Genomic DNA, 23,433 nt, shown 5'->3' on the forward strand with positions numbered 1-23,433 from the left:
TTCCGCGCGCCCCGCTTCCGCGCGCCCCGCTTCCGCGCGCCCCGCTTCCGCGCGCCCCGCTTCCGCGCGCCCCGCTTCCGCGCGCCCCCTTCCGTCCGCTTGTGCGCCGTCCGCTTGTGCGCCCTCCGCACGGCCGCCGTCCGCTCGTGCGCCGTCCGCGCGTGTGCCGGCTGGATCAGCGCCCGTACCGTTCGGGCTCGGGCCGGTCGCGAGATGTTCGCTCGGCAGACTTCGCCGGGAGCCGTTCCGGTCCGCGCGCTTTACTCCTGGGCCGAACGACCTTCGGTGCCGTGCCGCCGCGAGGCCTGTGATGGACCAGTTGGATCAGCTGCTCGATGCGGCACGGCCCCTGCTGAGCAGGGTCGACGAGGTGCTGTCCACGGTCGGCGCCCCGGGCGGGCATGACGTCTGGGCCGAGTTGCGCCGGGTGCGGCTGTTGCCCGGGGACGCGGCCCGGGCCGTGGCGGCGCTGCGCCCGGCAGTGATTCTGGAGACCGTTCCCGAGTTGCGGGCCGCCACCCGGGTCTATGCGAGCCTGGCCGACGCGCTGCCGGGGCCGGGCGCCTGGTCGGGTGCGGCCGCCGAGGCCTACGAGCAGGCTCGATGCCGAGCCGCCGAACATCTCAACGCCGGTGCCGGCAGCCTGGGCCAGCGGATGGAGGCGACGGCCGATCTCGCCGACGACCTGGCCGGCTGGATGCTGCGCGCCCGCGACGACCTGGCGGACGTGATCGCCGACGTCTCCCGTACCACCGAAGCCATGATTCTCACCGGCGGCCCACACCCGCCGGGTGACACCGCCACCGCGGCGGCAGCGATCGGGGCCGTGCTGCTGCGCACGGTCGCCGACAGCTACGACCGTGCGGAAGACCTGCTCAACAGCTCGGCCGGCCTGCAATCACCGCTGACCGCCTGACATGCGGACCCGGCTCAATTCCCGGATTCCCGTGTCTGCGGACCCCGGTGACACGAGGCGCCTCGATGGTGTGCGGGTGGTGGTCTGCAGGCGCCAGCGGGCGTTACGTGCGGGCGTGCCTGACAGCCGGGCGCCGGGCGGGCGTGCATGACAGCCGGGCGCCGGCTTGCCGAGTGGTCGCCTGACAGCCGGGATGCGGCATTTGTCAGTGTTTACGACCCGTGAGTGTCCGATGTGGCCGGAGATGGTGGTGGTTCAGGTTGTCAGGGCTCGTTGCGGCGGCGGCGGGAGGTGAGGGCCACGGCGCAGATGCCGCCGAGGACCAGGCCGGCGCCGGCGATGATCAGGCCGATCACGCGGGGGCCAGTGATCGGGAGGCCGGTGCTGCCGGCTCCGGTGCCCGCGGGGGAGACGCCCTGGACGGAGTCGCTCGGGGTGGAGCGGCCCGGGGCGGAGTCGCCGCCGGTCGGCGCGACCGCGGCGGCTTCCAGCATGCCGATGCCGAGGTCGGCGACCACACCGGACGGTGCGTCAGCCTTGTTGCCGTTTTTGTCAGCATTACGCGTCAGGGTCATGCGGATCGCTGTCGCGCGGGCCGCGATCGCGTCGCCCTCGCGTGCCTGCCGGACCTCGCCCAACGAGACACGCAACGTCGATCCGGGCTTGGCGGTGGGTGCGGGCGCGTTTTCCGGCTCGCCGATGACCGGAAGTCGGGGAATCTTCGGCAACGGTAGATCTCCGACCGGCCCGATAGGTGCGGGCAGCGACTCCAGCGGACGCATCTCCTCACTCAGAGTGATGTCAATGTGATCACCAGCGGTGGTCAACCGGACCTGTTTGCCGCCGCGGCTGCTCACCTCCACGATTGCCGGCTGGTAATCGACCCGGCCTTGCCGGTCCGCGGTCATGCTGGCCCGCAGTTCAGGGGCTCGCAGCACCCGAATCCGTACCTCGTTGTCGACCAGGCTGATCCGCCCGGCGGTGATGGTCGCCGATGCCACGGTCTGTGTGATCCCGGCCCGCTGACGCAGGGCGGTGCCGCTACGGCTGGAGATCCTTTCCGGTACGCGTACCAGCGCCCCACTTCCGCCCCCGGTCACGGTCACCCGGCTGATCTCGGCCGACGCCGCCGAGGCGTCCGCGGCCGCCGGATCGCACTCCATGCCGGTCGTCCATGCCGCCCGGGCCGTCAGCGCCCCGGCGCCGACCTTCACCGGCCCGAACTTCTTCGATCCGGTTCGCCGCTCGTTCGCCTTCGGGTTGACCGGCGGAGCCTGTTGAATGACCAGGTCGGCGTCCTCCGCCCCGGCGACCCGCCCGTTCAGGATCCGTGCGGCGCCCGCCGATTGGACCGGTCCGCCGGAGAGGAGCACGCTCCGCGCATCCCCGAGCCCGACATCGCCGACCACCCGCCCCTCAGCCCCACCTCCCGGTTTCCCGGCCTGCTTTCCAGCCTCGCCCCCTGGCTCCTCGGCCTGCTTCCCGGCAGCGTCCCTCCGATCCCCGGGCTCACGGGCCTGTTTTCCGGCCTCGCTCCCCTTGCCCTCGGCGGCGCCACCGCGCACCCCGGCCGTCCCGCCATGCATCCGGGCCGCGCCACCGGGCATCCCGGCCGCACCGTTCTGCTTCCGCGTCGCGGGCGCCTGCGTTCCGGTTGCGGGGCTCTCGGACGTGGCCGGGGCACTGGGCGTACCGGTCACACCGCGCTGCCGCCTTCCGGTGGGCTGGCCGATCACCTTGCTCTCGCCTGTCCGGCCGCCGGCGCGATCCGGCTCACCGAGCACCTCTCCAGCGCCCTGACCGCCAGATCCGCTGCTCAGCTCACCGGCGTCCGGGCCGCCGGATCCGCTGGCCGGTGCGCCGGCGTCCTCGCCGCCGGGCCCATTACTCAGATGACTGTCGCTCCGGCGATCCGAACCACCGCTGGGATCGGCGTCGTCGAAGGTTCCCCAGGCGGGCAGGGTTCGCGCCACATGCTCACCCCCGGAACCGCCGGGCCCGCCTCCCCGGGAAACGGCGCCGCTTCCACCCGTACCGGAAAGCGGTTTCGAAGAGCCGGAACCCCCGCTGTCGCCGGAAGCGGCGCTGCCCCCGCCCGTACCGGATGGTGATTTCGACGGGCCTTTGCCGGCACGGTTCTTCGGCGACTCGGGTCGGCGTTCGGCGGCGGGGCCGAGGTCGAGCCGGTCGATCCGGAGCAGTTCCGCTCCCGATTGCGCCGCGTAGTGGTCCGGCCGATCGCACGTTGCCGGGGCGGCGAAGGCCGGCTGCGGAGCGGTCAGCGTGCCCGCGAATCCGAGCGCTACGACACTGGCGGCCACCGACCTGGGAGTCATGGATGAGGGGTCCTTTCGAGCCGTGGAGCGTCTACGGGACTGGCCAACGACTGTCGATTGGGCCGGTTGCGCGGCATCTATGCGACAACCCTCGCGGGTAGTTCAAATCCGGCATTTGGTGCGGCTGCCGAAGCGTCGTAGGGTTGGTCGCATGGGCATGCTGTGCGCGGTCAGCTTCAACCGGTACGGCCGCCTCTACTACCTCGACCCGGCCGGCTTCACCCCGGCCGTCGGTGACCGCGTTCTGGTGCCCACCGACGACGGTCCCGAGGTGGCGGAGTGCGTCTGGGCGCCGCAATGGGTCGACGAGGACACCTCGGGCTTTCCGAAAGTGGTCGGCCTCGCCGTCGACGCGGACCTGCGCCGCGACGAGACTCTGCGCAAACGCAAGGCCGAGGCCAAGGTCGCCGCGAAGAAACTGATCAAGGCGCACGACCTGCCGATGAAGGTCGTCGCCGTGGACCACGTCCTGGACTCCCCGGGCAGTGGCGGCGCCCGCACCACGATCTATTTCACCGCGCCACACCGGGTCGACTTCCGCTCCCTGGTCCGCGACCTGGGCGCCACCCTGCACTGCCGGGTCGAGCTGCGGCAGCTCTCGGCCCGAGACTCGGCCCGCGTCCAGGGCGGTATCGGCTCGTGCGGCCGGGATCTTTGTTGCGCCACGTTCCTGACCGATTTTGAACCGGTGACCATCCGGATGGCGAAAGATCAGGACCTGCCGCTCAACCCGCTGCGCATCTCCGGCGCGTGCGGTCGCCTGATGTGCTGCCTCAAATACGAGCACCCGCTCTACCAGGCGTTTCAGGCATCCGCCCCGGCCGTCGGCACCCGCGTGACGACTCCCGAGGGGGACGGCCGTGTGGTCGCGCACAGCGTGCCGAAGGACTCGGTGGTGGTGCGCCTGGATGCCGACGGCTCCCGCTGCTCGTGCTCCCGAGCTTCGGTCTGCGCGCCGCGCCAGGCTCACGACGCCCATTACAACCCCTCTTCGGGTACGCCGTAGGCGTTGATTCGACCGTCCCGTCCCGTCGCGCCGGACGCCGTCCCCGCCGACCGGCTCGCTGACCGGGGTCACGGGCCTGCCCGTTCCTCCGAACCGCGCCGCACCGACCGTTCCCGGTCTGTCGCGCTCCCATCGTTCCGGCTGCCGGACTCCCATCGCATGATCAACTGCGTGACCGAGGGGGCACGCAGTGTCGCATCGAGCGGCTACGATGGTCCGCGCATCCGACTCGGGCAGTGAGGGGAGCGGCATGAAGTTCGATATGGGAACACCCACGCTGGGCAATCTGGCACGGCAGACGCAGGGCGCGTCGGACGACCTCGGTGCGCTGATCCGGCAGTTGATCGTCGCGGCCGAGCCGCTGCAGGGCAACTTCAACGGAGCCGGGCGCCAGGCGTTCGACGGTTTCAAGGCCAACGCCGACGCGATCACCGCCGAGCTCAACTCGTCGCTCAACGCGATTCTCGGCGGGCAGAGCGGCATGGACACCGCTTTCGGTCAGGGCGACACCGAGATGGCCGACAACGCGTCATCGGCGCAGGGCTCCGCCAATTTCGATTCGGCCCGGTTCTCCGGCCTCCGCTGATCCGCCGGCCTCCGCCTTGTCTGGCCTCCGCCTTCTCTGACTTCCGCTTTCTCTGGCCTCCGCTGAATTCCCGGCCTACGCCGATTCTCCGGCTTCGCCGGACGAGCCGATTCTCCGGCCCTCGCCGGACGAGAGGAATCGATCATGACGTTGGACCGTCGCAGTTTCGACACCGGCACGTCCCAGCAGGTGCAGGGTGACCTCGCGGGCATCATCGCCCGTCTCGAGGCCACCATCGCGCAGCGCAGCGCGGACGTCGCCGCGGCCATGTCGGACTTCCAAGCCGACGGCGTCTCCGAGGAGTACCGGACCGTCGAGGACCGGTGGAACCGGGCCGCCAACGAGGTCCGGCAGATCATCGACCTGGTCAAGACGACCATGGTGCGCAACGACGAGACCGCCGGGACGACGCTCGCACGGGCCCGTGCCGCCGTGCAGGGCATCGGCTGACCGACCTCGGGAGGGAGCACGAGCGTGAGCGCGTGGGACATCTCCCCCAATGGAGTTCGCGGGGTGCTGACCCGGACCCAGGGGGTCGCCATGGAGTTCGACGGCCACATGAACAACCTCAACGCCGCCGTGCAGGGAGCAGGCGCCCAATGCAGTTCCGGCATCGTGGGGGAGGCGATCGCCGGGTTCTTCGAATCGGCGAAATCGAACATCGAGTTCGTGTTCACCCGTACCAATGCCTGCCTCAACGCCGCCGCCCAGGCGACCAACGCCTATGTCGACGGTGACCTGGAGATGGCGGGCAATGCTCAGGCCTCGGCCACGGCCGCGCCGAATCCGGCCGCGGTCATGCCGCGCGGACCGGGCCGGGCGATGGCCGAATGATCAATCCGGCTGAGATCCCGCAGATCCCCGGCGACATGGAAGCCCTCGCCGGGCACGCCGGCGCCATCACGAAGGTCGGCGCCGACTTCGCCGGCACCGGCCAGCGGGTCAACGCGACCTGGCAGGGGCTGGCCGCCTTCTACCGGGCGCCGGAGGCGGCGCAACTGTTCGCCGCCACCGGCCCGGTGCAGAGCGTGTCCGGGTCGGTCGGCGAGGACATCGAGGCGGTCGGCGCCGCCCTGACCGCGTACGCCGCCGAGGTCGCCGAGATCAAACGACAGCTCGCCACCCTGCAGTCACAGGCCGGCGGTTTCGTGAACTCGGTCGCCGGCGACGACGACTGGCGCGAGGACGAGGGCAAGGTCGACCAGCACAACGGGCTCATCCAGGCGGTGAACACCCAGGTCGCCGCGTTCTTCGAGGCACAGCGTCGGTGCGCCAACACGATCAACGCGCTGTACGGCGGCCGGCAGTACCGGGCCGAGAACGGCGACGGCCAGGTGCAGGACGGGGAGTACGGTTTCACCGCCGAGATCCTCGCCGCCGCCGCCGGCGAAGACGACGTCCTGCCCTGGGGCGACTCCGAGGAACACGACCGAGGCTTCCTCGGCGACGTAGGCGGCTACTTCGGCGGCGTCGGCGAAAGCTTCACGAACATGGTCGGCGACCTCGGCTCCCTGATCGGCCGCGACCCGGAGACCGGCGGGTGGAGCTGGTCCAACGCCGGTAACGCATGGAAAGGCGTCGGCACCTTCGGGTACTCCCTGGTCACCTACAGCAATCCGATCACCATCATGGTCGACCAGACCGTCGGAATGCCCGGCCTGGACCGTCGCGAGGCCGGCAACCTGCTGCTCGGCGCGGGCAAGAGCATCATCGCGTACGACGAGTGGGGCGAGGACAACTCCCGCGCCGCCGGCATGGCCACCTTCAACATCGTGTCCGCCATCGTCGGCACCAAGGGCGCCGGCGCGAGCCTGCGCGGCGCCGGAACCGCCGCCACCGCGGTCCGTGGCAGCGCCGCCGCGGCGAAGATCAGCAGCGGCCTGATCCGCGCCGGCAACTGGATCGACAACCTGCCCAGCGCGGCCCAGATCGCCACCAACATCAGCAACAAACTCAACATCCACATCCCGAAGTTCACCTTCGGCCCGATCCCCGCTTTCGCCGACGGCGTTTCAGGCAGCGGCGGCCACCGCTTCGACGTGGAGATGCCACCCCAGCGCGGACCGGGCACGGTCAACATGGACACCGGCAACGGCTCCGGCAGTTCCAGCCCAGGCAGCGTAGATACAGGAACACATGGCAACAATGGACATGGCAGCGATGGGCAAACCCCTGGTGATGGTAAGTCAGATACCGCTGGATCAAATCAGAATTCGATAATCGGTAATGAGGGTGCTGCAAGTGACGTCGGTGATGCGAGGCCGGACGAGATTCCTACCGATGGAGACAGCTCCAATGGTGACGGCATTGAGTCGCAAACGCCCACGCAGAGGCTAGAAATTGTTAAGCGCTACCCCTTGTTGGATGTTCCGCTTGGTAGGGACCCTGGAGACGGGCCTGATTGGGCGGAAGGTGCTAAAGAAATGAATGTCTATACCGATTCCAGTAAGGCGAGGCGAATAACTGATGTAGATAGGGTTGCCGAGGGTGTCCTATGGGAGGAGAAGAGTGCAGTAAACGCGGTTGACAGGAAGACGGGTGCCGATGGAACCGCAACTTGGATTTCGCGAAATATCGACTCCAAAATAAGTAAATATCTTGATGCGCGAGTGCATATTCCGCATTACAGCAACGCGCCCATCGGGTTCTCCTTCACTAAATCGGGCGTCGACCCTGCTTTCCGGGCGGCAGTGGAGCGTGCTGTGGAGGGGCATAGACTGGCGAACCCCGGCGTCGATATCAGGGTGAAGTGGAGTTGATGTGGGTAAGAACATCAGCGTTGACGGGCGAGTGGTCTGGGATCCGGCGCTGCGGGTGGCGCAACTGTTCCAAGCCCAACTCGCTGCGGTAGAAGAAGTGCTGGGAGTCGCCAGTGGAGTCGATGAGCCCATCGACGATGAGATTGAGATCGATTGGCCGGTTTTCGAGGCATTCGTCCGCCATCTTCTGGAGACATTGGCGACCACTGGCCATCCGGTTATGCATCTGTTGTTGGAGGGATTGGCCGAAACCTGTGTTGGTGTGCATCACGCTGCAACGGATTCCCGAATAGATGCTCCCACTGCGGTTGATGATTTGGTCGATCGCGCGATAAAGCTGCCGTTCCGGCCATCCTGAATAAGGTGCGATGCGATCTTGCGCACTCCGATGCCGTGGAACGCCCGGTTGTGCTGGCAGCACTCGGAGATGCCGTTCCGCGCCTGGATGCTCGTACCGGACAGATCGCCGTCGGCGTGGTCGGGGCCTCCACCGCGCTCTTGATGGCGGACCCGACCTGAGCAGCGGGCAGGGATAGGGAAGCCGTAAGCCTGCAGCACCGCAGCCAGAGCCTCGTAGGGCTGGCCCGGGCCGTCATCCAGACGATGCCGGCGGGCGCCGCCCCGCAGACCGGCCCCGCAACCGGCGGCGTCACCCCGGCGACCGGCGCGGCCTGCGGGCTGACCAGGATGGCGGACGGCAACGCCGGCACCCCGTGCGCGGACCGCCGACCCGTCCATGATGCGCAGCGATGATCATGCTGCGGCTGGCTGCGGCCACCTCGTCGGCAAGGACAGGAACGCTATAGAGCAGGGGGTTGGGGTGATCATGTCATCTGGTAGGCGTGATCCGTGGAGACCAGCTCAGCTGCCGTTTGATGCCGAGGCTGCTTGGCGACTCGAAGCCTGGCTGCAGTCGCCGGACGAGTCGTTCAACGCGATAGGCGTTGATCTGCGTGGTTCTGACCTGTCGGGTGCGGATCTCAGCGAAGCATGGTTGACGTATGCCGTGCTGAGCTCAGTGTCGCTGCGTGGTGTGGAACTGCACCGCGCGCATCTTGAGGCGGCGGATCTATCCGACGCCGACCTCACCGGAGCAAGTCTGACAAGGACGACCTTGGATGACGCTCGACTGTGCCGGACTCGGCTTGACGGGGCCGACCTGTCCAGTTCCTCCGTGTACGACGTGGATGCCAGGCTGAGCAGCTTCCGAGGTGCAAGATTCGTGGCAGCCTCGGTTGAGAGAACGGATTTCTGTGGCGCCGACCTGTCGGACGCCGTCCTGCAAACGACCGCATTCGTTGTCCGGTTCGATGCGCAGACTGTGGTCGATGGTCTCCAGGGAGCCATGTCCGGGTCGGTGTCGTTGGTCGGCGAAGATGGTGAAATGCAACGTGAGTTGCGTGGCGTCGAGCTTGAGCAATGGTTTGCCGCACGCGGCGCTCGTGTAGAGGTGCTGACGCCGCGCGCACGATTGTGAACTCCGTCTCGACCTGATGGGAGTCGCCTGATGAGTGTGACAAGTTATCTGGTCTGCCCGTCGCGCCAGCTGGCCCTGGGTTTGGGTAAGCGGCTCAGGAACAGCGATGGCGACCTTACCGGATTTGCTCTCAACGACCGGTTGACCTCGGACGATGTGGATATGACTCAGGCTCTGTGGAAATTCTTGGTCGACACCGCCGGTGAAGAGTTGGTCGTCAAGTTCAGCGATGCGGCCGATTACGAGGAGATCGCGAGTCACCGCGAGATCAGTCTGTGGGCTGACGAGGACAGAGACGTCTCGATAGCGGACTACCTCCGCGATGGAGCACAGCCGTAATGTCGAGGCGCTGGTCGAGTTGCAAGGTGTTGAACTCGAGCGATGGTTCGCGGCGCATGGTGCCGACGTCGAGGTGTTGAAGCCTCTAGCGAGGCAGTGAGGACAGCCTTCGGACTCCGGGCCGCACGTGGGATCAGCGGGTGGGGACGGGGAGTCCGTAAGCCTGCAGGACCGCTGTCAGGGCCTCGTAGGGCTGGCCCGGTCCGTCGTCGAGTCGGTACCAGAGGGTGCCGCCCCGCAGCCCACGCCCGGTGATCGGCGGTGTGATGCCGGTGCCGGGAGGGGCCTGATGGCCGATGAGAACGGCGTACGGCAGTGGCGGCAATGTCGGCGCACCGGTGCGTAGGCCGCCGATGCGTCCATGGTGGATCGCTACGATCATGCTGCGGGCGGTCCCGGCCACCTCGTCGGCAAGCGATTCGTAGGCGGACTCGCCGGCGGAGAGGAACGGCGGGCCGGAGAGGCGGACCTCCTCGAGAACCCCGGTGCGGACCCGTTTGACGTTCACCACGCCGAGCACGTCGTCCCCGATCACGACCAGGCTGCTGGGGGCGGGCGCGCGGTGGCGGCAGTGGTTGGTGAGCTCGCGGCGGGACCATGGCTGGGTGACCGGCTCGGCGACTCCCCAACCGGCCGGTTCCCGGCCGGTCAGGGCGCGTACCGCCGCTTCGGTGGTGGCGCCCAGTTCGAGGGCGGCGTCGGCGGGGTGCAGGGTGGTGATCTGGATGTCGGCGCTGCCGCCCCACACCGAGTCGGGGGCGAGCGGCGCCGCCGGCACGACCCCGGACAGCTCGGTGTACCGGTCGTCGTCCCAGTGCAGCGGCTGACTGGTGAGCCCGTCCCGGGCGGTGTCGCCGGCCCGGATCACCCAGCGTCCGCCGGTTTCGGTGAGCATCAGTTCCAGCGGGTACGTGATCCGGCTTGCCGCCGGGGTGACGAGCTGGAACGTCCGGCCGCTGCGGGCGGCGGTGACGGCGGCGTCGGCGAGCCAGGCGGAACGGGGCACGACCTGCCGGGTCTGCTCGGTGATCACAGCGGCCGGGGTGATCCGGTCGGCTGCGGGATGTCCGGTCAACGGCTGGACCATGCCGCTCCTCCCAGCGCCGCGACCAGGGCATGGGTGAATCGGCGGGCTGCTGCCTCGGCTTCCGGATCGCCGTCCGGGGTGCGGGTCTCCACCCACCAGACCGGGGAGGGTACGTCGACGCCGAGCAACCGTCGCGCCTCGCCGGGTACCTGCACCAGCCGGGGGCCTTCGGTGGTCAGCATCAGCCGGCCGTCATCGGGGTGGCGGAGCTGGATCAGCTGTGTCACGTCGACCGTGTCCACTTTCAACTGTTCGCCGGCGGCCAGCATCGCGGACAACATCACCGCGGGTACGGGCTGGTCCCGGCACAGCGCTACGGCGTCGAAGGTCACCGGTCCTCTTCCTGAGAGACGTGAGCGGTCTGGACGGTGCGGGCCGGCTCACCGGCCCGGACGAACTGGGCCCGGCCGACCGGCAGGATCTGTGGCCGTACCCCGGCGAAGAGTTGCCCTTCGGTCCGGTCGCCGGACAGCAGCAGACCCAGGCATCCCGCCTCCCGTACCCCCAGGGTGAAAGGCTCGTACAAGCCGCGGGACGCGCCGGCGACCCGTCTCGTCATGACCACGTGCAACCCGATGTCCCGGGCGGTCGCGAGGTACGGCAGGAATCCGCCGAGCGGCTGCATCGACGACGCGGACAGGATGTCGTGGTCGTCGATGAGCAGCACGATCCGCGGCGACGTGCCCTGCCGTCCGGCGAGTTCCTTGCAGACCGCCGCGGTGAGCTGGGCGGCGAGGGTCGCGTTCGTCGCATAGCCGCCCTGATATTCGTCGGGCACCACGTCGGCGAGGCCCCGGCGCGGGTCGAACACCGCGAACACCAGCTCGTCCGGGCTGTACCGGCTGGTCAGTTCGCCGGCGATCAGCCGCAGCAGGTTGGTCTTGCCGGTGCCGGGGTCGCCCAGCGCCAGAAGATGCTGGTCGCGGCCGAACAGGTCGAGCACGGCGGGGGTGAAGTCGTTCTCGAACCGGCCGAGCGGCACCGCGTTCTCGATTCGTTCGCGAGCGAGGTCGGCGGCCGGCAGCACGGCGGGCAGCACGCGTACCGGCGGCGGTAGCGGGCCGGTCCAGGCGCCGCGGATCAGCGTCGCCGCCTCGGCGAGCCCGGATCCGGCCGGGTCCGGCAGCGCGTCCAGGCGGGGCAGCGCCACCTGGGCGTACAGCTTGCCGGTGGTGAGCGCCCGGCCCGGCAGGTCGACCGGCACCGCGCGGGCCAGTCTGCCGTCCACGCTGGACTCGCCGGGTTCGGTCAGGCGCAGCTCCACCCGATTGCCGAAGGCGACCTGCTGGGCGGCGCGTATCTCGTTCCACCGCCGGGCGGTGGCCACCACGTGGATGCCGTACCGGCCGCCCCGGGCGAGCAGGTCGTGCACCTTGGGTTCGAGGGCGGCGAATTCGTCGGTGCCGAGCTGCCCGTACCCGTCGATGAGCAGCACCACGTCGACGCAGGCGAGGTCGTCGGGCGGTGCGGCACGCAGGTCGTCGGCGGTGTCGAACCGGTGCCGGGTGAAGACGCGTTCCCGTACGTCCATCATCCGGTGCACCTCGTCCACGGTCCGCCGGACCCGTTCCCGGTCGTCCCGGCCGGCCACCCCGCCGGTGTGCGGCAGGCCGGACAGCGCCTGCATGCCACTGCCGAGCAGGTCGATGCCGTACACGCCGACCCGGCGCGGGGTGTGGGTGGTGGCCAGGCCGAGTGCGAGGGTCCGCAGCGCGGTGGTCTTGCCGGTGCCGGGCGCGCCCAGTACGAGCAGGTGGCCGCCGCCCGCGGCGAGGTCCAGCCACCAGACGCCCTGCCACTGCCGGGCCGGGTCGTCGACGAGGCCGAGCGGCGCCGGCAGTCCGTCGCCGGTGGCGGGGGTGGCGCGTAGCCGTACCCCTGCGGTGGTGATGTCGAAACCGCCACCGGCGTGGTCCAGGGTGATCGCCGGCGGCAGCGGCGGCAGCCAGATCGCGTCGACCCGTTCGCCGGAGCGGGCGAGCTGGTCGACGGTGACCGAGAGGAGCGTGGGACCGGTGGTACGGCGGGTCGCCCGTACCGGCTCGGTGTCGCCGGCTTCGGGCAGCGCGCCGAACACCGGCATGGCCTTCACCATCGGCCCGACGATGGGCGCCAGCTCCGCTGCTGCCGGGTCGGTGAGCGGGCCGGACACGTACGCCGCCTTGAACCGCTGGTAGATCGACACGTCGACTTTGAGGTAGCCGTTGCCGGGCAGTGGCGGCAGGTGGAACGCGTCGGGGGTGTCCAGCACCGTCCGGGATTCCATGTCGGTCAGCGTGCGCAGGCCGATCCGGTACGACAGGTAGTTCTCCAGGCCGCGCATCTTGCCCTGTTCGATGCGCTGACTGGACAGCAGCAGGTGGATGCCGATCGAGCGGCCGATCCGCCCGATCCGCAGGAACAGGTCGATGAACTCCTGCTTGGCGGCGAGCAGCTCACCGAACTCGTCGATCAGCACCAGCAGGTACGGCAGCGCGGGCAGTTCCGGGGATTCCGCCCGGCGCAGGTGGTACTCGGTGATGTCGGTGATCTTCCCGGCGTCGGCGAGTACCTGCTGGCGGCGTTGCACCTCGCCGTCGAGGCTGGTGTACATCCGGTCCACCAGGGACGCGTCCGCCTCCAGGTTGGTGATCAGGCCGGCGACGTGCGGCAACCCGGTGAACGGCGCGAACGTCGCGCCGCCCTTGTAGTCGACCAGGACCATCGCGAGCCGTTCCGGCGGGTGGCCGGCCGCCAGCGCCAGCACGAGGGTACGCAGCAGCTCGCTCTTGCCGGACCCGGTGGCTCCCACGCACAGCCCGTGCGGCCCCATGCCCAGCTGGGCCGGCTCCTTGAGGTCGAGCAGCACCGGCTGCCCGGCCGGGTCGACACCGAGCGGCACCCGCAGGAAGTCCCGGTCGGGGCGCGGCTGCCACAGCGCCGCCACGTCGAGACGCCGCGGATCGGCGATGCCGAGCAGGGCGGTGAAATCGGCGGGCGGCGTGCCGGTGCCGTCGTCGTAGGAGTCCGCGGAGAGCCGCAGCGGCGCGATCGTCCGGGCCAGTCCCTCGGCCAGCGCGGCCGGCGCTTCGTCGGGGGTGCCGCGGAGCACGGTGGGCGGTGTCGTGGTCAGTTCCTCCAGCACCGTCGTCTCGCCGTCGACGGTGACCCGCCGGGTGACCTCGCTCGGTTCGTGGAGCCGGTCGGCGAGCAGGTGCACGACGGTGACACCGAGGCCGGACAGGCCCACCGCCCGGTCCGGGCTGGGCAGCCGGCCGGCCACCGATCCGTACGAGTCGTCGATGACCAGCAGCCGTGGCCGGGTCCGCGCCTCGGCCCGTCCCGCACCGTGCCGGAACGACTTCATCGCGCTGGTGGCCCGTTCCTCCAGGTCGGCGGCGAGCAGGGCGGCGAGCGTGCCGCCGTCGGTGACCAGCAGTGGCGTGGGTCCGGCCGGTCCGATCCCGTGCCGGTCGAGCAGGTGCGGCAGCCAGCGCGCCCACGCCCAGTCCGCTTGCCGTTGCGGCGTGGTGATGACGGCGAGCGCCACGTCGTCGGGGGCGTGGAACGCGGCGACCTGCACGAGCACCGCCCGGGCGAAGGCGAGGGCGTCCTCGCGGCGCCCGGCGATCACGCTGACGTCGCCGGTGCAGTCCAGGTCGATCCGTAGCGGCAGCCCCGGTGTCAGCGCGAACCGCTGGATCAGCGACTGCGCTTCCCGGCGCATGAACGGGTCGGTGGGGTTGCTCTGCGAACCCTGGTCGGGCAGCCGGATTCGCTGGGCCGGCAGCGCGCCGAGGCCGACGCGTACCCGCAGGAAGTCGGGGTCCGCCCGGCGGCGTTCCCACCGCCGGGCCGGATCACGGACCACGTCGAGCAGCCGGGCCACCGGCGGGTCGAGCCGGCTCGCCTCCTGTCGGAACGCGTGCTCCCGGCCCCGTAGATCCTCCCGGAGCTCCTCCAGGTAGTCCTGGTACTGCTCGCGCTGCGCCCGCCGTTTGCGCGCCGCCCGGCCCTGCTGGGTCACGTACAGGACCGCGGCGGCGCCGAGCGAGACCAGCATGACCACCGCGCCGAGAGCGGCGAAGCCCGAGCCGCGCAGGAACATCATCATGCTCATCGCCACACCGGCCCCGGCCATCGGGATCAGCGCCTGGATCCCGACCGTGCCGGCCCGTCCGTCGGGCAGGGCCGGCGGCGGGTCGAGGATCAGCGGCTCCGCCTCGGACAGCGGGCGGACCACCCGGGTCGGCCGGTGCACCACACGTGTCGACATGTCCGCCTTTCTCTTCCAGATCGGCCCGGCTTCTTCAGACCGGCCTGGGTTTCTTCGGTCGGCGAGGCTTTCTCCGATCGGCCCGGCTTTCCTCAGATCGGCCAGGCGCGGCTGAGGGCGTGACCGCCGGCGCGGGTCGCCTCCCGCAGCGTCGCCTCCCCGATCCGCGATGGCACGATCAGGCCGCCGCCGGCCAGATGCCGGTCGTACGGCAGGGTCACCACCGGCACCTGGAACCGGCCGAGCAGTGTCGCGCTGTCACCGGCCGGGCGGCCCCGTCCGCCGGGTTGCAGCGTGTTCAGCACCACCACCACGCGCTGCAACGAGGACGTGCGCCCGTTGCTCACCCGGCGCTGCAGGAAATTGTGGGTGGCGCGGATCCCGTCCGGAGTGGCCGCCGAGACGAGCACCACGGCATGCGCCTCGGGCAGCACCGATGCGGTGACCGGCGACTCGAAGCCGGGCGGGCAGTCGGTGACGCACACCGCGAACAGCCGGGACAGGGCCCGGGTCACTTCGCTGCACAGTCGCGGTTGGCGCGGTGCGCCGCTGGGCAGAACCCAAAGACCATTCGCGGTACGGGGTAACAGCGGCTCGAGCGCCCGCAGGGTGGTGTCCCGCGCGCTCATCAGGCGAGCCGCCAGATCGGCCAGGGCCGGCGGGTCGGCGAGCCCGAGCCGCCACGACAGTGAGCCCTCGTACGGGTCGGCGTCCGCGGCGAGCACCGAGTCGGCCCGGCGGCCGGCGTAGAGCGAGGCCAGCACGGCGGCCACGGTGGACTTGCCGGTGCCGCCCCGGATCGACACGACCGCGATCCGCCGGCCGGTGGTCAGCGGCGCCTGCAGGCCGGTGGCGAGTTCGGCCAGTTCCCGGGCCTGCCGGGTGCCGGCGACCGCGGCCCGCACGGTGTGCCACAGCCGCGCGGTGAGGGGGTCCGCGACGGGCGCGGCTCCGATCGGGTCGCTCATCGGAAACTGTCGAGCAGTCGCGGGTACACCTCGAAGACGCCGACCGCCACCGGGATCAGCGCGACGACGGCCAGCCCTTCCAGCCGGTCGGCGTCCCGGCGCAGCCGGGCCCGGACGTGCGGCGCCGGCCGGTACGCCAGCGTGACCAGCGCCGCCGCCGTGACCAGGACGGCCCCGGCCACCGGCAGCCACCACTGGCCCGCCGCCGCCCCGGACCAGCTGAGCAGCAGGTGGGCGCAGACGGTCAGGCCGCCGGCGATCAGAGCCAGCATCTCGGCGGCCAGCGGGAAAGCGCGGGTGCGCAGCAGCAGCGCGACAGCGACCAGGGCGGCCAGCACCGACGTCCACCCGGTCGCGGTCCGGGCCAGCACGACCCCGGCCACCGTCGCGGACGCGCCGACGGCCAGGACGCTGACGGCGAGCCCCCGGTGAGCCGCGTCGATGGCGGCGGCGACCGACGAACGGCGTACCGGCTGGTCGCTGTGACGCCGGTCGTCGAGGCGGGTCAGGCCGGACGTCACCATGGCGATGCGGGGCAACAGGCCGAGAGCGCCGGCCGACACGATCGCCATGACCGCCGCGACCCGGTCGGCGGGCAGGCCGGCCAGCAGCGGCCCGGCCCACCCGGCGAGCATCAGCAGCACCGTGGTCCCGCCGGAGACGCCGGCCCGGCGGTTGCCGGTGATCGACCCGAGCGCGATGAGCAGGAGACCGGCGGTGAGGATCCACCACGCCCAGCGCAACGGCCAGTGCGACGTCCAGTCCGGCACCGCGGTCATCGCCGCGGCCGTACCGCTGAGCAGCACCGCCACGCCGACCTCCCGGCGGCCCAGCAGGCCGGCGGCCAGACCGGCGAGCGCGATCAGCACCCCGGCCGCCACGACCGTGACCGGGGCCAGCGGGGGAGCGGCGAGCGTCGCCGCGAAGGCCGTGGCGGCGGCGGACACCGCGGTCGCCGTCCAGGTGCGGGCGGCCGGCCCCCAGCGCCCGTGGCGCCGGTCGAGGTCGTCGGCGACCTCGTCGGAGACGTCGTGCACGATCGCCGCCGGCGGCGCCTCCACCAGTGGATCGACCCGCAGCACCGCACCGTCCGGGATGTCGGCGGCGCTCAGCGTGGTGGCCGGGTCGAGCACTCGGGAGTCCACCGTGCTCAGTTGATAACCGCGGGCCTCACCGGTGGTGGGATAGCCGACCATGGCGACGATCTCGGGCAGCAGGACGCCGATCGACTCGTCGGAGGGCAGCACCAGATCCAGCCGGCGACGGCTGCCGGCAAGCGTGACCCGGCTGAGCCGGCCACTGCGCGGCGCGTGCGGCCCGGGCGTGCTGGTCGGTCCGGGCGCGCTGACGGGGCCGGGCGTGCTGATCGACCCGGGCGTGCTGATCGACCCGGGCGTGCTCATCGGCCCGAACGTGCTCATCGGGCCACCGACGGCGAGACGGGCGCGCTGTTGACCGGGCCGGGCCGGGATGCCCGCTGGTCGGCGAGGACACTCTGCAGAAAGGACCAGCCGACGCAGCCGGCGCAGGCGATCGCGGCCAGGACGACACCGATGCGCAGCCAGCGCAGGCCGTCACCGGTTGCCCGGGCCCGCCGGTCCCGGCCCCACAGCAGGAGTTCGCGCATGCGGGCCCGCCGGACGGCGACGGACTCGATGAGCTGAGTGTCGTACTCCCTCGCCACTCCGCGATCGTATCCGCACCCGCCGATCTCCGGGGGCCCGCCGGCCCGGCGTCTCGACGTGATGCGCGTTTACTCGATTGTGATTCCGGTTCCCGGACTTTCCGGACGAGGGTGGCATCGCACGAGGTGTCGGAGGAGCGGGACGGGAAACGGGGACGAGCTATGCGACGTACGGTCATGGTTCATCTGGCGGCTGCCGGTGTAGTGCTGGCCGGCTGTGGCAACTCGCCGCAGCATGTGGCGGGTGAGGCGGGCCGGCCGGGGGTGTCCCGCCGAGCCCGTCCGCGAGTCCGGCGGTCGCCGCACGGCCGTCGGCCTCCGTCACGCCGTCGTCCCGGCCGCCGGCCTCGGCCGGCACCGCCAAGGCGTCCGATTCGCCGAAGTCGGCGCCGAGTTCAGCTTCGGCGAAGGCGAAGCAGTCCGGCCCACCGAAGATCGACCGGGTGATCGGACGGCGAACGTGCTCGGGCCGACCGGGATCGGCAAGCTGCAGATCGGCATGACGACGCAGGAGGCGGAGGCGACCGGCATGGTGGAGGCCGGCGAAGGCGACGACGACTGCGGCAGCTGGTATCTGAAGCCGGATGTGAACGGGGACGCGGTGGTCGGCTGGTCGTCCCGGGGTCTCGTCTCCATCCCCGCCTACGACCGGATCGTCACCCCGGAAGGTATCCGGATCGGCAGTTCGCTGGACCAGGTGGAGGCGGCGTACGACGATCTCACCGGAGTCGCGGCCGACAAGGACGGCGGCTCCTGGGGCGACGGGCCTGCCCTCGGCGGACAGGAGGACGAGCACGCCGGGGTCCACTACCGATTCCTCTTCGTGAACGGCGCCGTGGTCAAGCTGATCCTCGAGCACGACCAGCCGAGGTGCTAGCGACCTGGACCAGGTGGCGGACCGCCTCGACCAGGCGGCTCGGCGGGGTGCGGACCGGGACCGCTGGAGAGACCGCCATCGACCTGTTCAAAAGAAGAAGCCCAGGTCGGTGACCTGGGCTTTCTTTCAGAGCCGCCTGACGGAATCGAACCGTCGACCTACGCATTACGAGTGCGTCGCTCTAGCCGACTGAGCTAAGGCGGCAACGGTTGCAAGTGTACGGCATGGGCGAAGCCATCATCATCGGGGTATCTCGGATGTCGTACCTCGTGACTACTGTGCAAAGGGTGACGGACGATCAGTCGATGGCCATCGTTCCCCCGCAGCGTGCCGCCGAGGTCCGGCCGGTCGAGCCGGAGCCGAGTTCGTCCAATCGTCCCCGCAGTCTCGATCCGCGGGAGCTGGGTTTCGAGCCGAAGGGGCAGATCGGCTGGCTGGCCCCGTTGTTGCTGCTCAGCACGGGATTGCGCACGCTGCTGCACATCCTTTTCGGGGCTTACCTCGACAAGCGCGAGCTGCAGAACGCTTTGGACGGCGACGTCTTCGATCACTCGGCCACGGCCACCGGCGACTTCTGGGTGGACTATGTGGCCGACCTGGGGGACGGGTTCGACGCCACCTATTCGGTGGCCTATCTGCTGTCCCAGCCGGAGCTGGAGGTCGACGGGGAGCGGCTGCCGCGGGGCCGGGTGCTGCTGATGGGCGGCGACCAGGTCTATCCGTCGGCCAGCGGCGACGACTATGAGAACCGGATGAAGGGTCCGTACCGCGCGGCTCTGCCCGAGGCGCCGGCCGGGATCCCGCGGCCCACGTTGTACGCGCTGCCCGGCAACCACGACTGGTATGACGGGTTGACCGCGTTCCTGCGGCTGTTCGCCCGGCGCAAGGACGGCCACATCGGCGGGTGGCGCACGCAGCAGCGCCGGTCGTACTTCGCGGTGAAGCTTCCGGCGAACTGGTGGTTGTTCGCGGTGGACGAGCAGTTCGGCGCCTACATCGACGATCCGCAGCTGCTCTATTTCGAGAAAGCGGCCGAGCAGGTCGGGCCGGACGATCGGATCATCCTGATGACACCGTCACCCACCTGGGTGAAGGCCCGAGAGAACCCGCACGCCTACGACGCCGTCGACTACTTCATCCGGACCATTCTGGGGCCGACCCGCGCGCAGGTGCGGGTGCTGCTCTCCGGCGACCTGCACCATTACGCGCGGTTCTCCGCCGACGACCGGGAGCTGATCACCTGCGGTGGCGGCGGGGCGTACACCCTGGGCACCCAGAACCTGCCGGATCACCTGATGGTCCCGCCGCCGGAGACGTTGAGCCGCAGCGCGAGCCGCAGCCGACGGTATGAGCGCAAGGCCACCTTCCCGGACGCGGCGGAGTCGCGGCGGCTGAGCCGTGGGGTCTTCCACCGGGTGCCGCGGCGTAACGCCGGGTTCGCCACCATGCTCGGCATCATTCACACGCTCACCATGCTGGCGATGGCCGGCGCGGCCGCCGAGGGTGGCATCATCCAGCGGCTGTTCAGCATCCCGCTGGTGCTGATGCTGTTTTTGATCATGGCGGGCACGCTCCTGTTCGCGAAACCGGACGGGCACGTCAGGCACTGGATCCTCGGGGCGGCGCACGGTTCGAGTCAGATCGCGCTCGCGGTCGGCGGCACCTGGGTGTGGATGCAGTTCCCGGCGCGGAACTGGGCGTGGCCGGGGCCGCTGGCGGTGGCGGCCGTCGCCTACGGCCCGGCGATAGCGATCGTCGCGACCCAGCTGCTCGCGTTGTACCTGCTGGTCGCCGCCCGGTTCGACGTGAACCTGAACGAGCTGTTCGCCGGCCAGGGGATCGAGGAGGCGAAGAGTTTCCTGCGCCTGCACATCGCCGCGGACGGCTCGCTCACCATCCACCCGATCGGGATCGACCGGATCTGCCACGAGTGGGAGGCGGACCCGGCCGGCGATCCGCACGAGCCGTGGGTGCGCCCGCTGGCCCCGCTGACCGCCCGTCGCATCGAGCCGCCGATTCAGATCACCTGAGCCCGGACGACACCATCCGCGTCCTTCGGGAACAGACCGGCCGCCTCGCCGAGGAATGAAGAAAACCCCCGGCTGGTCGTCAGCCGGGGGTTTCGCTCGTACGGCGTACCGCGAAATGGGTTGATCCTTTAGCTGGTGAGCTGGGCGAGCAGGGCGTCGCAGAAGGCGGGCAGGTCGTCCGGATTGCGGCTGGTGATCAGGTGATCGTCGACGAAGACCTCCTCGTCGACCCAGGTGGCGCCGGCGTTGACCAGGTCGGTGCGCAGGCTGGGCCAGCTGGTGAGGGTCCGCCCGTCCACGACGCCGGCCTCGACGAGCGTCCACGGGCCGTGGCAGATCGCCGCGACCGGCTTGCCCGCGGAGACGAACTCGCGGACGAAGCGGACGGCGTCGGCGTCCGCGCGCAGGAAGTCCGGGTTGGCCACGCCACCGGGCAGGACCAGCGCGTCGTACTGCCCGGGGTCGGCGTCGCGCACGGTCTTCTCGACCCGGTAGGTGCCGGCCTTGTCCAGGTGGTTCAGCGCCTGGATCTCGCCGTCGGAGAGGGAGACCAGCTCGGCCTGCCCGCCGGCCGCCTCGACCGCCTTGCGCGGCTGGGTGTACTCGATCTCCTCCACGCCGTCGGTCGCGAGGAAAGCCACCCGCTTCCCGTTGAGCGATGCGGTCATGGTCGTGCTCCTTCCGGCCGGGGAATGTCAGTAGTTCCGGTTCCCGGCGGCGGCGCGAGCAAACGCGGGAGCACGCCCGTTGGCGACCTCGCCGCCGAACCAGGCGCCGAACCCGGCCAGACCCAGAGCCAGCAGTTCGATGAGGAAGAGCCCGCCACCGATGGCGCGTTCGACGGCCTGGACGCGGAGCATCGCGATGACCGCGAAGAGGACCAGCACGCCGACGTTGAGCAGGCTGCGGAGCACGCCGAGACGGCGGTCCCGGGAGCGGCGCACGAACATCACGTCGACGGCCACGGCGACCGTGACCAGGGCGCCACCGACCAGGCCGGCCACGATGTTCCAGTAGGCCAGTGCGCCGAGGATGTCAGGCCCGCCTAGCAAATCGGCCATGTCGAACATAACGGCCATTGCGAATAGACCCAGCGGGAACAACATCAGAATGGGCTGCACCGTCTGACCGGCGACGTTCAATCGGCTTTCCATTCGGTTTCGCCTTCCCACCTGCAGAAATACAGGTTCGTAATGGCATCGCGGGTTGGGCTACCCGCGCCGGATCGGACGCAAACACCTCGGCGTGCGCCGATGCATGATCAGCGGGAAGTCGCACAGCTTGTACGCAATCTGCAACATGGCAGATTGATTGGTGGCGAGCTGCCGGGTGGCGTGCTTCACTGCTAGTAGGGCAACAAAGGGCGAAGTCGGAGGGAGAGACAAGCAACGGCACCCGGCGGCAAACGGGTGCCGTTGTCCGCCTCTGCGGCCTATCCGGTCGTGACTTCGTTCGTTGCGGCTCAGTCGAGGCGGGGACGGGTCTCTCGCGCCAATGGTGGCCCCGCTCCTTCCCTCCTCGCAAGGAACAGCGAAGAGGAGTTCGCCATGCGCACACGGATCTACTATCGCGGGCCTGACGCTCTCGTGTCCGACGATCAGTTCGTCTGGCACCCCACCACTGCACCGCTGGTCTTCGCCATTTCCGATCTCCGCAATGTCGGCCTGGTGCAGGCGCCGTCCCGAATCCGTCCCTACGCTCCGGCATTGGCCGTCGCCGCTCTCGCTATCGCGGCCGCCGGGTGGACGCTGCTGCCCGATCCCACCGTCTACGTCCTCGTCTTCCTCGGCCTGGCGATACCCGGCGTAGCCATGATGTGGCGCGAGCGAGGGCGCTGGGAGCTGCACGCGCAGTACCGCGGAACCGCCGTGGTGCTCTACTCGTCGCCGAACGCCCGGGTGTTCAATCAGGTCAGCCGAGCGTTGCGGCGGGCCATGGAGGACACTCGCCGCACCCCGTGGGGTTATGGCTTGGCTGCGGCTTGACCTGCGGCTTCGCGAGATTCTCTCGGGTGAGATTGCGATCTGGATCAAAACCGCACCTTGTGCCCGTCGTTCTGATAGGACAGTAATAGGATGTCCGCGACCTCGCTGGTTGCCAATTGGCAACCAGCGAGGTGGCAGACAGGTCATTTCCGACTACCGTGCGTCACCACCGACACTTCGACGATGAAGGACTCATGACCGAGGGTGACTCGCCGACGATTGCGCGCCGGCGCGTACGTCTCGCGCTCCGTCAAGCGCGGGAACGGGCCGGACTCACCCAAAATCAGGTCGCCGAGGAAATGGAGTGGTCGCTCAGCAAGGTGATCCGGATCGAGAACGGGGATGTCAGCGTCTCCCAGAACGATCTGCGCCCCTTGCTCGCCTATCTCGGCATCAAGGACAAGGCGGTCGTCGCCGATCTGCTCGCGGCCACCCGCATCGCGCGGACCCGCCGAGGTCAGGCGTGGTATCAGGCCGTCGAATTCCGTGACACCCTCACCGATGGCATGCGTAAACTGATCGAGTACGAGAGTGAAGCCACTGAGATCCGCTCGTACTCGATTTATTACATACCGGGTCACCTCCAGACGCCCGCGTACGCGGAAGCCCTGATGTCCCGGTACGAGGACGAGCTTTCCGAGGAACTGCGCACCAGGCGTATCGAGGCGCGGAACAAGCGCCGCGAGGTTCTGCAGGCCCGGAATGTGAAGTACCTGCTCATGGTCGACGAGTCGGTGCTCCGGCGGACCATCGGCGGGACCGAGGTCTTCGCGGAACAGCTCCGCCGCCTGAAGCAGGCGGCCGAGGAGGACGGCGTCCGGATTCGGATGGTGCCGTTCTCGCAGGATGCCGCGGTGACCAACAATGCCAGCTTCGACCTGCTCAAGCTGGGTCAGGGCGAGGTGTTGTACCGGGAGACCGGTCTCAACGACGAAATGATCGAGGACCCGGAGACGATCGCGAAACATCGTGCCCGTTATGACCGGGTCTGGCATGAGGTCGCCGATGAGGCGGACACGATCCAATTCATCGAACGGCAGATAAAAGAACTGGAGCGCGCCACCACCGAGCGGGCGCTCCGGAAGAACCCGTGAAACACGATCACTGGATAGATTCCGAAAGGTCCCC

22 protein-coding genes and 1 tRNA gene are annotated in these 23,433 nt (G+C 69.8%); 13 read left to right on the forward strand and 10 right to left on the reverse strand.

All coding sequences use genetic code 11. The annotated features are described in order from the left end of the window. The first annotated feature begins 310 nt into the window (after positions 1-310). Entirely contained in the window at positions 311-916 is a 606-nt protein-coding gene (locus Aut01nite_RS23965; protein WP_043522713.1) for a hypothetical protein, read from the forward strand. Between the two features lie 263 nt (positions 917-1,179). Here the strand turns inward: Aut01nite_RS23965 and Aut01nite_RS23970 are convergent, their stop codons facing one another. Continuing rightward, positions 1,180-2,889: a hypothetical protein gene (locus tag Aut01nite_RS23970; protein ID WP_152628491.1), complete on the reverse strand. Its 1,710-nt coding sequence runs from the start codon at positions 2,887-2,889 to the stop codon at positions 1,180-1,182. A 514-nt stretch (positions 2,890-3,403) separates the two neighbouring features. On the opposite strand from Aut01nite_RS23970, the gene Aut01nite_RS23975 reads away from it, so the two are divergent. The 8 genes from Aut01nite_RS23975 (at position 3,404) to Aut01nite_RS24010 (ending at position 9,419) form a co-directional block, all read left to right on the forward strand. Beyond that, complete coding sequence (locus Aut01nite_RS23975) at positions 3,404-4,258, forward strand: PSP1 domain-containing protein (protein WP_043522710.1); 855 nt, start codon at positions 3,404-3,406, stop codon at positions 4,256-4,258. A gap of 211 nt (positions 4,259-4,469) precedes the next feature. Continuing rightward, the gene (locus Aut01nite_RS23980; protein WP_236642527.1) at positions 4,470-4,844 is read left to right on the forward strand and encodes a hypothetical protein; all 375 of its coding nucleotides are present in this window, start codon (positions 4,470-4,472) and stop codon (positions 4,842-4,844) included. 144 nt (positions 4,845-4,988) lie between these two features. Then, on the forward strand, positions 4,989-5,294 hold the full coding sequence (locus tag Aut01nite_RS23985; RefSeq protein ID WP_043522708.1) for a pore-forming ESAT-6 family protein: 306 nt from the start codon (positions 4,989-4,991) through the stop codon (positions 5,292-5,294). Positions 5,295-5,318: 24 nt separating this feature from the next. Further along, on the forward strand, positions 5,319-5,678 hold the full coding sequence (locus Aut01nite_RS23990; RefSeq protein ID WP_043522706.1) for a DUF6507 family protein: 360 nt from the start codon (positions 5,319-5,321) through the stop codon (positions 5,676-5,678). Continuing rightward, a complete protein-coding gene (locus tag Aut01nite_RS23995) occupies positions 5,675-7,603 on the forward strand; it encodes a hypothetical protein (RefSeq protein WP_052163228.1) in 1,929 nt (642 codons plus the stop codon). The genes Aut01nite_RS23990 and Aut01nite_RS23995 overlap by 4 nt, the downstream gene beginning before the upstream one ends. 1 nt (position 7,604) lies before the next feature. Beyond that, positions 7,605-7,961: a DUF6086 family protein gene (locus Aut01nite_RS24000; RefSeq protein WP_152628490.1), complete on the forward strand. Its 357-nt coding sequence runs from the start codon at positions 7,605-7,607 to the stop codon at positions 7,959-7,961. Positions 7,962-8,339: 378 nt separating this feature from the next. Further along, positions 8,340-9,080: a pentapeptide repeat-containing protein gene (locus Aut01nite_RS24005; protein ID WP_083998499.1), complete on the forward strand. Its 741-nt coding sequence runs from the start codon at positions 8,340-8,342 to the stop codon at positions 9,078-9,080. Between the two features lie 30 nt (positions 9,081-9,110). Further along, positions 9,111-9,419, forward strand: a complete 309-nt coding sequence (locus tag Aut01nite_RS24010; protein WP_043522702.1) for a hypothetical protein — start codon at positions 9,111-9,113, stop codon at positions 9,417-9,419. A 133-nt stretch (positions 9,420-9,552) separates the two neighbouring features. Here the strand turns inward: Aut01nite_RS24010 and Aut01nite_RS24015 are convergent, their stop codons facing one another. The 6 genes from Aut01nite_RS24015 to Aut01nite_RS24045 form a co-directional block, all read right to left on the reverse strand. Further along, positions 9,553-10,506 (reverse strand): DUF6177 family protein, encoded by a 954-nt coding sequence (locus tag Aut01nite_RS24015; RefSeq protein ID WP_043522701.1) that lies wholly within the window; start codon positions 10,504-10,506, stop codon positions 9,553-9,555. Further along, a complete protein-coding gene (locus Aut01nite_RS24020; protein WP_043522699.1) occupies positions 10,491-10,838 on the reverse strand; it encodes a hypothetical protein in 348 nt (115 codons plus the stop codon). Before Aut01nite_RS24020 ends, Aut01nite_RS24015 begins: the two co-directional genes overlap by 16 nt. Continuing rightward, complete coding sequence (locus Aut01nite_RS24025; RefSeq protein WP_043522697.1) at positions 10,835-14,761, reverse strand: type VII secretion protein EccC; 3,927 nt, start codon at positions 14,759-14,761, stop codon at positions 10,835-10,837. The genes Aut01nite_RS24020 and Aut01nite_RS24025 overlap by 4 nt, the downstream gene beginning before the upstream one ends. A gap of 92 nt (positions 14,762-14,853) precedes the next feature. Continuing rightward, the gene (locus Aut01nite_RS24030; RefSeq protein WP_052163226.1) at positions 14,854-15,729 is read right to left on the reverse strand and encodes a MinD/ParA family ATP-binding protein; all 876 of its coding nucleotides are present in this window, start codon (positions 15,727-15,729) and stop codon (positions 14,854-14,856) included. Further along, the gene (gene eccD, locus Aut01nite_RS24035) at positions 15,726-17,150 is read right to left on the reverse strand and encodes a type VII secretion integral membrane protein EccD (protein WP_236642526.1); all 1,425 of its coding nucleotides are present in this window, start codon (positions 17,148-17,150) and stop codon (positions 15,726-15,728) included. Before eccD ends, Aut01nite_RS24030 begins: the two co-directional genes overlap by 4 nt. Continuing rightward, the gene (locus Aut01nite_RS24045) at positions 17,147-17,413 is read right to left on the reverse strand and encodes a hypothetical protein (protein ID WP_043522695.1); all 267 of its coding nucleotides are present in this window, start codon (positions 17,411-17,413) and stop codon (positions 17,147-17,149) included. The genes eccD and Aut01nite_RS24045 overlap by 4 nt, the downstream gene beginning before the upstream one ends. Positions 17,414-17,657: 244 nt before the next feature. Here Aut01nite_RS24045 and Aut01nite_RS24050 point away from each other — a divergent pair, with 244 nt between their 5' ends. Next, the gene (locus Aut01nite_RS24050; RefSeq protein WP_161790580.1) at positions 17,658-18,290 is read left to right on the forward strand and encodes a hypothetical protein; all 633 of its coding nucleotides are present in this window, start codon (positions 17,658-17,660) and stop codon (positions 18,288-18,290) included. A gap of 130 nt (positions 18,291-18,420) precedes the next feature. On the opposite strand, the gene Aut01nite_RS24055 is transcribed toward Aut01nite_RS24050, so the two are convergent. Next, positions 18,421-18,494, reverse strand: a tRNA-Thr gene (locus Aut01nite_RS24055). Positions 18,495-18,595: 101 nt separating this feature from the next. Here Aut01nite_RS24055 and Aut01nite_RS24060 point away from each other — a divergent pair. Then, the gene (locus tag Aut01nite_RS24060) at positions 18,596-20,320 is read left to right on the forward strand and encodes a metallophosphoesterase family protein (protein ID WP_043522694.1); all 1,725 of its coding nucleotides are present in this window, start codon (positions 18,596-18,598) and stop codon (positions 20,318-20,320) included. A gap of 128 nt (positions 20,321-20,448) precedes the next feature. On the opposite strand, the gene Aut01nite_RS24065 is transcribed toward Aut01nite_RS24060, so the two are convergent. Then, the gene (locus Aut01nite_RS24065) at positions 20,449-20,988 is read right to left on the reverse strand and encodes a type 1 glutamine amidotransferase domain-containing protein (protein WP_043522693.1); all 540 of its coding nucleotides are present in this window, start codon (positions 20,986-20,988) and stop codon (positions 20,449-20,451) included. 27 nt (positions 20,989-21,015) lie between these two features. Then, positions 21,016-21,474 (reverse strand): DUF2231 domain-containing protein, encoded by a 459-nt coding sequence (locus Aut01nite_RS24070; protein WP_043522691.1) that lies wholly within the window; start codon positions 21,472-21,474, stop codon positions 21,016-21,018. Between the two features lie 393 nt (positions 21,475-21,867). Between Aut01nite_RS24070 and Aut01nite_RS24075 the strand changes: the two genes are divergently transcribed. Both Aut01nite_RS24075 and Aut01nite_RS24080 read left to right on the forward strand, forming a co-directional pair. After that, a complete protein-coding gene (locus tag Aut01nite_RS24075; protein WP_043522690.1) occupies positions 21,868-22,305 on the forward strand; it encodes a DUF6232 family protein in 438 nt (145 codons plus the stop codon). A gap of 194 nt (positions 22,306-22,499) precedes the next feature. Then, positions 22,500-23,399, forward strand: a complete 900-nt coding sequence (locus Aut01nite_RS24080; protein WP_052163224.1) for a helix-turn-helix domain-containing protein — start codon at positions 22,500-22,502, stop codon at positions 23,397-23,399. Positions 23,400-23,433: the final 34 nt, after the last annotated feature.

The sequence above is a fragment of the Actinoplanes utahensis genome (assembly GCF_016862455.1).
In the GTDB taxonomy this organism is placed as follows: domain Bacteria; phylum Actinomycetota; class Actinomycetes; order Mycobacteriales; family Micromonosporaceae; genus Actinoplanes; species Actinoplanes utahensis.

Bases quoted from the DNA above. Each gene is read 5' to 3' on its own strand.
- Aut01nite_RS24075 (WP_043522690.1), top strand. From the start codon at position 21,868: ATGCGCACACGGATCTACTATCGCGGGCCTGACGCTCTCGTGTCCGAC.
- Aut01nite_RS24025 (WP_043522697.1), bottom strand. From the start codon at position 14,761: ATGTCGACACGTGTGGTGCACCGGCCGACCCGGGTGGTCCGCCCGCTG.
- Aut01nite_RS24080 (WP_052163224.1), top strand. From the start codon at position 22,500: ATGACCGAGGGTGACTCGCCGACGATTGCGCGCCGGCGCGTACGTCTC.
- eccD (WP_236642526.1), bottom strand. From the start codon at position 17,150: ATGAGCACGTTCGGGCCGATGAGCACGCCCGGGTCGATCAGCACGCCC.
- Aut01nite_RS24010 (WP_043522702.1), top strand. From the start codon at position 9,111: ATGAGTGTGACAAGTTATCTGGTCTGCCCGTCGCGCCAGCTGGCCCTG.
- Aut01nite_RS24060 (WP_043522694.1), top strand. From the start codon at position 18,596: ATGGCCATCGTTCCCCCGCAGCGTGCCGCCGAGGTCCGGCCGGTCGAG.
- Aut01nite_RS23980 (WP_236642527.1), top strand. From the start codon at position 4,470: ATGGTCCGCGCATCCGACTCGGGCAGTGAGGGGAGCGGCATGAAGTTC.
- Aut01nite_RS24070 (WP_043522691.1), bottom strand. From the start codon at position 21,474: ATGGAAAGCCGATTGAACGTCGCCGGTCAGACGGTGCAGCCCATTCTG.
- Aut01nite_RS24065 (WP_043522693.1), bottom strand. From the start codon at position 20,988: ATGACCGCATCGCTCAACGGGAAGCGGGTGGCTTTCCTCGCGACCGAC.
- Aut01nite_RS24030 (WP_052163226.1), bottom strand. From the start codon at position 15,729: ATGAGCGACCCGATCGGAGCCGCGCCCGTCGCGGACCCCCTCACCGCG.
- Aut01nite_RS23995 (WP_052163228.1), top strand. From the start codon at position 5,675: ATGATCAATCCGGCTGAGATCCCGCAGATCCCCGGCGACATGGAAGCC.
- Aut01nite_RS24005 (WP_083998499.1), top strand. From the start codon at position 8,340: ATGATGCGCAGCGATGATCATGCTGCGGCTGGCTGCGGCCACCTCGTC.
- Aut01nite_RS23985 (WP_043522708.1), top strand. From the start codon at position 4,989: ATGACGTTGGACCGTCGCAGTTTCGACACCGGCACGTCCCAGCAGGTG.
- Aut01nite_RS23965 (WP_043522713.1), top strand. From the start codon at position 311: ATGGACCAGTTGGATCAGCTGCTCGATGCGGCACGGCCCCTGCTGAGC.
- Aut01nite_RS23975 (WP_043522710.1), top strand. From the start codon at position 3,404: ATGGGCATGCTGTGCGCGGTCAGCTTCAACCGGTACGGCCGCCTCTAC.
- Aut01nite_RS24015 (WP_043522701.1), bottom strand. From the start codon at position 10,506: ATGGTCCAGCCGTTGACCGGACATCCCGCAGCCGACCGGATCACCCCG.